Below are 10330 nucleotides of genomic sequence, written 5' to 3' on the forward strand. Positions count from 1 at the left end.
CAGGTCCGCACCCGGGCGCACCTGCCGCGGGAGCCTGCCCGCACCGCGCGGGCGGGCGCCGGCGCGGACGATGGCGCTGGTGCGCGAGAGCAGGGCCCCGACGCGCTGCCGCACCACCGGGACGTCGAGCCCCAGCAGCGAGGCCGGGGTGCCGTCGGTGAGGTCGCCGACCTCCGCCGCCGCGGCCGCCACCTCCCCCGCGAGCGCCGAGTCGGTGGCGCCCCCAGCACGTGGCGCGAGCAGTACCTCCGCCTCGGCCAGGTGCCGGAGCATCTCGTGCAGCTGCCGGACCACCGGGAACACGGCGAACATCTCGGCGGCGACAGCCGGGTCGTCCTGCCAGCCGCGACCGCCGTACGTGCCCTCGACGGTCTTCTGCCCCGCCCCGAAGCAGTCGTAGACGGTGCAGCCGACGAAGCCCCGCTGCCGCAGCGTCGAGTGGGTGCTGCAGGAGGAGTCGGCGAGCAGGTTCCGGCACGGCACACCGGCCGGCTTGTCGAACGGGAAGTCGGCGGACGCCTGGAACGGGAGCGCGACGCAGCACAGCCCCGCGCACCGGGAGCAGTCCGCGCGGAGCTCCCTCACCACGACAGCAGGCGGGCCAGCGCCGCGGACAGCGCCAGGCTGACCAGCAGCGCCCACCCGCCGCGCAGCCGGCGCCCGGCGGGCCGCACCACACCGAGACCCGGCGTCGGCCCGGACAGGACGACGCACGCCAGCGGCCCGAGCGGTCCGAGCCCGGGAGCGAGGAGCCAGGCCCACGCCCACCGGGTCGCCCGGTAGGGCTCGGGCCCGGCGACGACGAGCCACAGGGTGGCCAGCCAGGCGACGAGCAGCACCAGCGCGAGCGCGAGCGGCCGGTCCACGACAGCCCGGGCCACCTCGTCCGGCACCCACCTGCCGACGACCAGCACGAGCGTCGCCGCTGCCCAGAACACGCCCAGCACCAGCCGCAGCCGGAGCACCCGCCGGGACCGCTCGGGGGCGGGCGGTACGGGCGCCCCGGTCTTCGCACCCGGGCCGGCCAGCTCCGCAGCCGCGCCCGCAGGCTCCACCGTCACCCGCGGGAGACTAGGGCCGCGACACCCCGACGGGTATCGAACATGTGTTCGACCTGTGCCACCCTGGCGGCGTGGCAGGAGGCATGGACCGGAGACCCTTCAGGTCGGCCAGCCTGGCCGAGCGCACCCGAGGGAGCGGCGCGGCGGGCGCCCAGGACCTGCCCGCGAGGACACCCGGGCTCCCCACCGCCGCCGGGGCGCCTCCGACGCCTGACGCAGCCCCGGCCGGCGGTGCAGCAGCCACCGTCGCGAGCACCACCTCGTCCACCCGACGGCACTGCTGGGTGAGCGACGTACCGGCCGGCCGCCGGCGCGCGGCGGGCCTGCTGGTGGAGTGGCGACAGCTGGCAGGCGCGTGGCAGGGGCGGGTGGCCTACGTCGTGGACGTCGACGGCGAGGCCACCCTCGTCGAGGCGTGGCTGCCGGCCTCCCAGCTGGAGCGCGCCGCGGAGGGGTGAGGGCGGCCCCGGGTCAGGCCGGCATGGCGAGGAACGGCGAGGAGTACCCCTCCACCCCGGCCAGACGCTCCTCTGCCTCGGCGGGGTCCATCCGGTCGGCCTCGGCGGCCACGAGGTGCCGCAGCAGCCGGACGTCCCCGACGGTCGCCAGCCCGGTGATCTCCTCGTGCGCGAGCACCCACGACACGGCGGCCCGGACCTGCTCCGGGTCGGCCATCGGCTCGTACCAGGTCGTGAACGGCTGGGGCGGCAGCGGCTCCCCGGTCACGGCGTCGGGCCAGCTGCGCCGCGACACCGACTTGATGGTGAGCAGCCCGACGTCCTGACGCTGCACCTCTTCCACCAGCGCGGCCCACGCCTCGGGGAACCCGGGCTCGCGCCACAGCACGGGGTTGAGCGGGGTGAGGACGGTCGCGAACGGGAACCGGCGCAGCGCCTCCAGGTGCGTCGCCGCGGCCTCGGGCCCGTGCCCGGTGATCCCGACGGCGCCGACCAGGCCCTCCTCCTGCGCCGCGACGGCCGCCTCGAGCGCCCCGCCGGGGCCGGTCACCAGGTCCAGCTCGGCCAGGTCCCCGACCGCGTGCAGCTGGAGCAGGTCGACCCGGTCGGTCTGCAGCCGCTCCAGGGAGCGCTCGACCGACCGCCGGGCGGACGTCGCGTCCCGGTCGCCGGTCTTGGTGGCCAGGAACACCCGGTCGCGGATCTCGGCCATGCGGGCACCGACGCGCAGCTCGGCGTCGCCGTAGCTCGCGGCCACGTCCAGGTGCGTGATGCCGGCGGCGAGCGCCTCGTCGATCGAGCGGTCCGCGGTCTCCTGGTCGACGTCGCTGAGCGCGGCGCCCCCGTAGACGAGGACGGAGCTCTGGTGGCCGAGCCGGCCCAGGCGGCGTGTCTCCATGCCGGAGTCCTACCACCGCACCCCGTCGGCGGCCCGTCGTGACACCGCGCGAGCACCGTGTGCGCCGTCCGGGTCAAGTCCCGGCCCCCGGCGGCCGAGACAGCGGGTGCGGCGTGCGCGCCGCGCGGCGGCGTCCCCCCTGGCGACCGCCCGGACCCTGCAGGAGGTAGTGCGATGGCGAAGGTGCTCGTGGTCGAGGACGACGTGGACATCCGTGGGCTCGTGGAGACCAGGCTGCGCCGCCACGGCCACCGGGTCGTGTCGGTCGGCTCCGGCGAGGAGGCGCTGACCGCCATCGCCGAGAAGGGCACCCCCGACGTCGCGGTGCTCGACGTGCTCATGCCCGGCATGGACGGCCTGCAGCTGCTGCGGACGATCCGCCTGGACCCGGCCTCCGCCGGCATGCAGGCGGTGTTTCTCAGCGGCCGGATCCAGGAGAGCGACATCGAGGCCGGCCGTGCGCTGGGGGCCACCTACCTCACCAAGCCGCTCGTGCTGTCGGCGCTGGTGAACGCCGTCGACGCGGCCGCCGACGCCACCCCGGCCGTCGCCGCCGCCACCTGGTGACCACGACGGACGGCAGCGGGGTCCCGGAGGGCGGGCTGCCGGTCGGCGTCCGCAGCCTGCTCACCCTGTGCTCGGCGCTCGCCGTGGTCGCGCTGCTTCTCGTCGGGAGCATCGCCTACGTGCAGATCGGCGCCCTGGCCCGCCAGGACGACCCGGTGCTGCACACCTACGAGGTCATCGAGGAGATCGGGAGCGCCCGCGCCCACCTCAACGCCGCGGAGTCCGCCCAGCGGGGATACCTGCTGACGGGGCAGGAGCCGTACCTGACCACGCTGGACAGCAGCCTGCCCGCGCTGGACGTCAGCGTGGACGCGCTGGCCTCCCTCACCCGGGACAACCCCGAGCAGGTCCGCCTCGCGCTCCGGCTCCGGGCGAACCTGGACCACCGGGAGGAGCTGCTCCAGGACGTCGTCGACCTGCGCCGCGAGGAGGGCCTGCCGGCCGCCCAGGCCGTCGTCGCCGGGGGCAGCGGCGCAGAGGCCACCGCCCGGGCCCTGGACCTGATGGACCAGATGCAGGAGGTGGAGCACCGTCTGCTCGACGAGCGGATGGCCACGAGCGAGTCCCAGGGCATGGCGACCCGCGACGTCATCGTCCTGCTGGTCCTCGTGAGCGCCCTCGTGGTCGCCGCGGCCGGGTTCACGGTCGAGCGCCTGGTCACCGTGCCCGTCGAGCGGGTCACCGCGGCCGCGCTGCGCATCGACGAGGGCGGCGCCGGCGAGCCCGCCCGCGTGTCCGGCCCGCGCGAGATCGCCCAGATGGCCAGCGCGGTCAACCGGGCGGTCCGCACCATCGCCGGCGCCCGGGACGAGGCCCTGTCCGCGACGACCGCGAAGTCGGCGTTCCTCGCCGCGATGAGCCACGAGATCCGCACCCCGATGAACGCCGTCATCGGGATGACCGAGCTGCTGCTGGACACCCCGCTGGACCCCGAGCAGCGCGACTACACCCAGACCGTCCACGACTCCTCCGACGCCCTGCTCGTCGTCATCAACGACATCCTCGACTTCTCCAAGATCGAGTCCGGCCGGCTCGAGCTCGACGACGACCCGTTCGACCTGCGCGAGTGCCTGGAGGGCGCGCTCCGCCTGGTCACGGTGCCGGCGGGCCTCAAGGGCCTGGAGCTGGTCGTGGACGTCTCCCCCGGCTGCCCGCAGCTCGTCCGCGGCGACGCCACCCGGCTGCGGCAGGTGCTGGTCAACCTGCTGATGAACGCGGTGAAGTTCACCCACGCCGGCGAGGTCGTCGTCACCGCGACCGCCGAGCCCCTCACCGACCGCCCGCTCGGTCCGCTGTCGCTGCACCTCACCGTCCGCGACACCGGGATCGGCATGTCCGCCGACGTGCTCGACCGGCTCTTCCAGCCCTTCAGCCAGGCCGACTCCTCGACCACCCGCCGCTACGGCGGCACGGGGCTCGGCCTGGCCATCAGCCGGCGCCTGGCCCGCGCCATGGGCGGCGACATCCGGGTGAGCAGCCTGCCCGGGCGGGGGTCGACGTTCACCGTGACCGCCGTCCTGCACGGCTGCCGCGACCGGCGCCAGGACGGGGCCGACGCCCCCGAGGTCGCGCTGGCCGGCCGCACCGCGCTGGTCGTCGACGACAACGACACCAACCGGCGGGTGCTGCGGCTGCAGCTGGAGCGGTGGGGCGTCACCGTGACCGACGTCCGGTCGCCGCTGCAGGCCCTCGACCTGGTCCGCGCCGGCGTCCGCTACGACGTGGCCGTGCTCGACATGCACATGCCGGAGCTGGACGGCGAGCAGCTGGCCGCCCGGCTGCGCACCTCCCCCGCCGGCCGGGACCTGCCCCTGGTGCTGCTGTCCAGCCTGGCCTGGCGCTCGGCGACCGGCTCCGAGGACCTGTTCGCCGCGGTCCTCACCAAGCCCACCCGCACCGCCGTGCTGCGCTCGACGCTCACCTCGGTGCTCGCACCGGCGGAGGCGGCCCTGCGCGCTGTCGAGGGGGCGGGCGGCCGCCGCAGCGACGACGCCCCGCCCGTCGCGCCCGAGGTCCCGGTCCGGATCCTCCTGGCCGAGGACAACACCGTGAACCAGAAGGTCACCCAGCTCCTGCTCACCAAGCTCGGTCACCGGGCCGACGTGGTCGAGGACGGCCTGGCGGCGGTGCAGGCGCTCCGCGAGCGCCGCTACGACCTGGTGCTCATGGACATGCAGATGCCCAACCTCGACGGGCTCCAGGCCACCAGCCGGATCCGTGCGTGGGTCCCCGCCGACGAGCAGCCCCGCATCGTGGCCATCACCGCCAACGCCATGATCGAGGACCGGGCGGCGTGCGCGGCCGCCGGGATGGACGGCTACATCTCCAAGCCGCTGCGCAGCAGCGACCTGAGGGCCGTCATCGACGCGGTCAGGGCCTCGTTGCCGACGGCCGGGGCAGCCGTCGTGCCCGTCCCCCGCGCCGCGGCGTCCGTCGCGACGGTGCCGCCGGAGGCGCAGGACGGGCGCGAGGGCGACCTGCGCCGGCGGCTGGCCGAGCTCGGGGAGCCGGGGTGCGCCGAGGACGACGAGCTGCTGGCGGGCCTGCTGCGCTCCTTCGCCGGGCGCGCGCCCGCGCTGCTGGCCGGGCTGCGCGACGCCGTCCGGGCACAGGACACCGGGCAGGTGGAGCAGCTCGCCCACACCCTCAAGGGGGCCGCGCTCAACGTCGGCGCCGACGGGCTCGGCGGTCTCGCCGCGGCGGTGGAGGCCCTCGGGCGGGCGGGCACCGTGGAGGGCGCCGACCGCGCGCTGTCGGCGGCAGAGGCGGAGCTGGTGCTGCTCGTGCCCGTCATGGAGGTGCTCGTCAGCGAGCTCGAGGCGGGCCTGCCCGTCGGGGACGCCGGCTGAGGACCGGTCGGCCGGCCCCTCAGGAGAATGGGTCCCGCTCCCCCGCCCTGCCGGTCAATGAGCTGACGAGCCCGTCGAGCCGGGCGGCGGAGGCGCCCCACCCCTGCGGCCGGTCCTGCGCCACCCAGGCCCGCTCGGCCAGCGCGAGCACGAGCACGTGCACCGGCAGGCGGTCGGGGTCGGTGCCGGCCAGGCCGTAGCCGCGCAGCAGCCCGGGCACGTCGTCCAGTTCGTGGTGCCACAGGTGCAGGGCGGTCAGGGCGAGGTCCCGCAGCGGGTCGTCCCACGAGGCCCGCTCCAGGTCGACGAGCCCGGTCACGGTGGTCCCGTCCGCCTCGGACAGGAGCACGTTCCCGCCGTTGACGTCACCGTGGCAGAGCACCGGGCGCACCCCCCGAGAGAGGTGCTCGCGCCCGGCCAGGAAGTCCTCCGCCCGACGCGCGAGCACCGCCGTGCCGCCGGACGCGCGGTAGTCCCGCAGCGCCGCCGCGGCCCTGGCCCGCGTCCGCACCACCATGGCCGCCGGGTCTGCCGGGTCTGCCGGGACCGGACGGCCGCCCCCGACAAGCTCCCCCGCCCGCTCCCCATCGACCCGGTGGAGACGGCGCAGCAGCAAGGCGACGGCCTCGTGGACGGCCCCGCGCCGCCGGGCGTCCGTGCCGGGTCGTAGGTCGGCCCACCGGGCCCCGGGCAGCCGCTCCATGACCACGACCGGCACGGCGTCCCCGCCGTCCCCGCCGTCGGGCGGGAGGGCGCCCGTGGTCACCAGCCGCGGCACCGGTGCACCGGTCGGGGCGAGCAGCCGGAGCGCGGCGGCCTCCGTGCACGCCCGGTGCCCGCCCTCGGCACCCACCGCGAAGAGCTTGGCGACCCAGCCCTCGTCGTCGGGCCCCCGCAGGCCGACGACGTGGCCGACGGCCCCCTGCACCGGCGGCCGCCAGCCGTCGACCCCGACGGGCCCGCCGACCCAGCCGGACACCGCCGCGGCGAGGACGTCCGCCGTGGGTCGCACCGGCGTCACCGGCGGGGTCATGGGTCCGTCCAGCGCACCCGCCGATCGTAGGTGGGCTCCCCGGCGCGACCGGCGCGCACATCCCCCGACGCCGGTCGCGACCGTGACTCGTCGTCGCCCGTGGCAGTCTGCTGTCAGGCGCTCAGACCCGCCGCTGGTGACAGGCTCCCGGCATGAACGACGTCGCCCGGTCCTTCCTCCTGTTCGCCCTGGCCGCGCTGTGCGAGATCGGCGGGGCCTGGCTGGTGTGGCAGGGCGTGCGCGAGCACCGCGGCTGGCTGTTCGTCGGCGCCGGGGTCGTGGCCCTGGGCCTGTACGGGTTCGTCGCCACCCTGCAGCCCGACGCCAGCTTCGGGCGCATCCTCGCCGCGTACGGCGGGGTCTTCGTCGCCGGGTCGCTGGCCTGGGGCATGGTCGTCGACGGCTTCCGGCCCGACCGCTACGACGTCACCGGCGCGCTCGTCTGCCTCGTCGGCGTCGCGGTGATCATGTACGGGCCACGACCGGCCTGACCACCGGGCGCCACCAGCGGGCACCACGGCCTCACGGCCTCACGGGGCGGCGACGGACCCGTCGGCGCGCAGCGCCGGGCACTGCCCGCCCGGCGCAGTGAGCAGCTCGTAGTGCCAGACCTCGTTGGCGTACACCTGGCAGAGACCGAACTGCGCACCGTGCTCGGCGAGCCAGTAGGCGGCGTCGGTCGGGCCGATGTCGACGGCGTCGCCGGTGACGTGGGCGGACAGCTCCGGGGTGCTCACCCACCGCCTGGCCTCCTCGTAGCTGCCGTGCTCGGCGACGGCCCGGTCCAGCAGGTGCTGCTGGTACGCGGTGCTGCGCCACCCGCTGGTCAGCCGGAACCGCACCCCGTCCGCCGCCGCCGCGTCGGCAGCCGCGCGCGCCGCCGACAGGAGAGCCGGGTCCAGGCCGGACACAGCGGGGTGGCTGTCGTCGTCGAGGGTCAGCCCGTCGTCGCCGACGCGACCGTCGGCCCGGGCGTCGCCGGCCCCGTCCGCACGCACGCCGGTCCCACCGGGCAGCCCGGCGGCCCCGTCCCTGAGCACCGCGCGCACCCCGTCGCCCGCACCCGGCCACCCCGGGACGGCCCCGGGGACCGCGAGCACCACGGCACCGACCACCGCGAGCGCGACCAGGGCTCCCGCCACGACCGACGCCAGCTGGGCCCTGCGGTGGGACGGACGGTCAGGTCGGGCGGGACGGTCAGGTCGGGCGGGACGGTCAGGTCGGGCGGGGCGGGTGTCCGGGTGGGTGCGCACGGCACCAGGACAGCGACCCGGGTGTCGCGAGAGCGTCGGACATCCTGCATACGCCCACGACACACGGGGGCCGCACGGGCCGCCCCTCGGTCAGACGGTGCGGCCCCGCCCGTCGACGACCTCCTGCGCGACGTCCCGCAGCTTGCGGTTCGTGCGCCGGGACAGCTGCCCGAGCTCGGCGAAGGCCTCGTCCTCCGAGCAGCCCCGGGCGGCCATGACCATGCCCTTGGCCTGCTCGATGACCGACCGGGACGCCATGGCCTGCCGCAGCTGCTGCACCTGCTCGGCGGTGCGGGCCAGCAGCGCGGCGTTGGCCAGGACGACGGCGGCCTCGGCGGCGAAGGCGTGGGTCTCGGCCAGGGCCTCCTCGTCGAACCCGGTGCCCGAGCGCGCGTAGAGGTTGAGGCCCCCGACCGCCCGGCCCGGCACGGGCAGGCCCACCGAGATCGACCGCGTGACGCCGGCCCGGACCGCCTGGCGGGCGAAGTCCGGGTAGCGGGTCTCGTCCGCCGTGTCCCGCACCTGCACCAGGCGACCGCTGCGCGAGGCGTCGAGGCAGGGGCCGAACCCTCGGTCGTACTGCCGTTCGTCCAGGTGGACCGCCAGCTCGCCCGTGAACGCGACGGTGCGCGCGCGGTCATCCTCGACGAGCGTCACCGACGCCTCGTCCACGCCCGGGACCGTCTGCCTGGCCGCCTGCGCGACGCGCGCGGCCACCCGTGACAGGGGCTCGTCCTCGACGAGGAGCCGGGACAGCGAGGCCTCCTCGCGGTCGTCGGCGCCGGGCCGACCGCTCCCGCCGTCGTCCGTCCTGCCAGGTGCTGGGGTCATGCGCGTTCCCTCGGTGGTCAGCGCGCGGCGGCACGATGACCGGGCGCCGGGCGCGACGACGCACCTCCGAGGTTCCTTCCCGTCCTGGGACCGGTCAAGTCGGCGCGGCAGGGGCGACGCGACCGACCTCAGGCGCCGTCGGACCGGCGGCGCGAGGGCCACGGCCCCACCGCCCGGTCGCGGCCACCGGTCTTCGCGCCAGCCGCCCGTCGACCGCGTCCCGGGGCGCCGGCACGGCTCCCCTGTGGTCGGCAGCCGCGCCCCGCACCTGGAGCAGAACGGCGGCGGCGGCCGCCCCTGCCGGCCCCTGTCGTCCGGTCAGACGAGCGAGCGGGCGACCGTCGTGGCGAGCGCGGCCGCGGAGTCCAGGACCCCCGCCGTGGCGGCGGGCGCGCACAGCACGCGCGACCAGCTCCCGAGCGGGCCGGGCGCGGGGTCGGCGTAGCGGCACGGCCAGGCCACCTGGCAGGCCGGGCAGACGTCGCCGCTCGTGCCGACCTCCTGGCCGGGGGTGCGGCGGTGCCATCCCGTGCTCACCGCCCCATCATCCCGGGCCGTGCCGGTGCCGACGACCGCACCCGCCGCGGCACGCCTGCCCGCCCCCGGCACGGCCGGGCGGGCCGCACCGCAGACCCGTGGACGTACCGGTGCGTGGGAACCCCCCACGGCTGGGCACACAGAGGGCATGCGGCAGATGGCGATCGACCAGGGTGGGCTCCCGGGCGACGCCCGCCGCGCCGTGAGCCGCGTGTGCCGCCAGGCCAGGACCGGAGCGGGGTGCGAGGCGTCCGCGGTGCTCCTGACCAGCGAGGTCGTGACCAACGCCATGGTCCACGGCACGGGCGTGGTACGGCTCGCGGTCGGCGTGGACGACCTGGTCGTCCGGGTCGAGGTGGGCGACGACTCCTCACGGCTGCCGCGGACGACCCCTGCCCCGACCGGCGACGACGACGGGCTCGACCTGGGCGGCCGCGGGATGGGGATCGTCGAGGCGCTGTCGTCCTCGTGGGGGTCCTCGGTCCCCGCCGGCGGCGGCAAGACGGTCTGGTTCGAGGTCCCGACGCACCCGTGAGCCCGGTCGGGCCGGTCCAGCCGGTCGGGCCGCGCGCGGCAGCCGGGGACGGCGCCGGCTCCTACGGTGTGCCCATGGCGGCTGCGATCACGTTCGATCTGAGAGCACTGCTCGACGGCGTCGAGGCGGCTCCTCCCATGGGCGGCGTCGAGGCTCTGGCATCGGAGCTGGCGGCCAAGGTCGGGGCGTCGGAGGTGAGCTTCCTCATCGCCGACCTGCTCGGCGGCAGCCTGGTGCGCCTGGCCCGGGCGCAGCCGCCAGGGCACCCGCCCGCCTCCCGCGCGGCGCCGGGCGCGGTGGCCGCCGGG

13 protein-coding genes are annotated in these 10330 nt (G+C 76.7%); 6 read left to right on the plus strand and 7 right to left on the minus strand.

Annotated elements, in window-relative coordinates; genetic code table 11:
- Positions 1–585: pentapeptide repeat-containing protein (locus WCS02_RS13125; protein ID WP_340293951.1), on the minus strand; the 585-nt coding region annotated here is incomplete at its 3' end.
- Positions 582–1061, minus strand: coding sequence for a hypothetical protein (locus tag WCS02_RS13130; protein ID WP_340293953.1), 480 nt, complete (start codon positions 1059–1061; stop codon positions 582–584). The genes WCS02_RS13130 and WCS02_RS13125, both read right to left, overlap by 4 nt.
- A gap of 284 nt (positions 1062–1345) precedes the next feature.
- On the opposite strand from WCS02_RS13130, the gene WCS02_RS13135 reads away from it, so the two are divergent.
- Positions 1346–1519: a hypothetical protein gene (locus WCS02_RS13135; RefSeq protein WP_340293955.1), complete on the plus strand. Its 174-nt coding sequence runs from the start codon at positions 1346–1348 to the stop codon at positions 1517–1519.
- A gap of 13 nt (positions 1520–1532) precedes the next feature.
- Here the strand turns inward: WCS02_RS13135 and WCS02_RS13140 are convergent, their stop codons facing one another.
- Positions 1533–2417, minus strand: a complete 885-nt coding sequence (locus WCS02_RS13140; RefSeq protein ID WP_340293957.1) for an aldo/keto reductase — start codon at positions 2415–2417, stop codon at positions 1533–1535.
- Positions 2418–2591: 174 nt separating this feature from the next.
- Here WCS02_RS13140 and WCS02_RS13145 point away from each other — a divergent pair, with 174 nt between their 5' ends.
- Together WCS02_RS13145 and WCS02_RS13150 are read left to right on the plus strand one after the other, a co-directional pair.
- Positions 2592–2984, plus strand: a complete 393-nt coding sequence (locus tag WCS02_RS13145) for a response regulator (RefSeq protein WP_340293959.1) — start codon at positions 2592–2594, stop codon at positions 2982–2984.
- Positions 2981–5833, plus strand: coding sequence for a response regulator (locus WCS02_RS13150; RefSeq protein ID WP_340293961.1), 2853 nt, complete (start codon positions 2981–2983; stop codon positions 5831–5833). The genes WCS02_RS13145 and WCS02_RS13150 overlap by 4 nt, the downstream gene beginning before the upstream one ends.
- 19 nt (positions 5834–5852) lie before the next feature.
- Here the strand turns inward: WCS02_RS13150 and WCS02_RS13155 are convergent, their stop codons facing one another.
- Positions 5853–6866, minus strand: a complete 1014-nt coding sequence (locus WCS02_RS13155) for a phosphotransferase family protein (RefSeq protein ID WP_340293963.1) — start codon at positions 6864–6866, stop codon at positions 5853–5855.
- Positions 6867–7018: 152 nt separating this feature from the next.
- Between WCS02_RS13155 and WCS02_RS13160 the strand changes: the two genes are divergently transcribed.
- Positions 7019–7357 (plus strand): YnfA family protein, encoded by a 339-nt coding sequence (locus WCS02_RS13160; RefSeq protein ID WP_340293965.1) that lies wholly within the window; start codon positions 7019–7021, stop codon positions 7355–7357.
- Positions 7358–7396: 39 nt separating this feature from the next.
- Here WCS02_RS13160 and WCS02_RS13165 read toward each other — a convergent pair whose 3' ends face one another.
- The 3 genes from WCS02_RS13165 to WCS02_RS13175 form a co-directional block, all read right to left on the minus strand.
- A complete protein-coding gene (locus WCS02_RS13165; RefSeq protein WP_340293967.1) occupies positions 7397–8008 on the minus strand; it encodes a M15 family metallopeptidase in 612 nt (203 codons plus the stop codon).
- A 201-nt stretch (positions 8009–8209) separates the two neighbouring features.
- Positions 8210–8950: a GAF and ANTAR domain-containing protein gene (locus WCS02_RS13170; RefSeq protein ID WP_340293969.1), complete on the minus strand. Its 741-nt coding sequence runs from the start codon at positions 8948–8950 to the stop codon at positions 8210–8212.
- Positions 8951–9268: 318 nt separating this feature from the next.
- Positions 9269–9487 carry a hypothetical protein gene (locus WCS02_RS13175; protein ID WP_340293971.1) on the minus strand — a complete coding sequence of 73 codons (219 nt, stop codon included), beginning with the start codon at positions 9485–9487 and terminating at the stop codon, positions 9269–9271.
- 157 nt (positions 9488–9644) lie between these two features.
- On the opposite strand from WCS02_RS13175, the gene WCS02_RS13180 reads away from it, so the two are divergent.
- A complete protein-coding gene (locus tag WCS02_RS13180; protein WP_340293973.1) occupies positions 9645–10022 on the plus strand; it encodes an ATP-binding protein in 378 nt (125 codons plus the stop codon).
- A gap of 74 nt (positions 10023–10096) precedes the next feature.
- Positions 10097–10330, plus strand: a 234-nt coding sequence (locus tag WCS02_RS13185; protein ID WP_340293975.1) for a hypothetical protein, incomplete at its 3' end; no start/stop codon positions are given.

The organism is Aquipuribacter hungaricus, assembly GCF_037860755.1.
In the GTDB taxonomy this organism is placed as follows: Bacteria; Actinomycetota; Actinomycetes; order Actinomycetales; family JBBAYJ01; genus Aquipuribacter; species Aquipuribacter hungaricus.

Coding starts and splice junctions, on each gene's coding strand:
- WCS02_RS13140 (WP_340293957.1), bottom strand. CDS start 2,417: ATGGAGACACGCCGCCTGGGCCGGCTCGGCCACCAGAGCTCCGTCCTC.
- WCS02_RS13145 (WP_340293959.1), top strand. CDS start 2,592: ATGGCGAAGGTGCTCGTGGTCGAGGACGACGTGGACATCCGTGGGCTC.
- WCS02_RS13155 (WP_340293963.1), bottom strand. CDS start 6,866: ATGACCCCGCCGGTGACGCCGGTGCGACCCACGGCGGACGTCCTCGCC.
- WCS02_RS13160 (WP_340293965.1), top strand. CDS start 7,019: ATGAACGACGTCGCCCGGTCCTTCCTCCTGTTCGCCCTGGCCGCGCTG.
- WCS02_RS13170 (WP_340293969.1), bottom strand. CDS start 8,950: ATGACCCCAGCACCTGGCAGGACGGACGACGGCGGGAGCGGTCGGCCC.
- WCS02_RS13180 (WP_340293973.1), top strand. CDS start 9,645: ATGGCGATCGACCAGGGTGGGCTCCCGGGCGACGCCCGCCGCGCCGTG.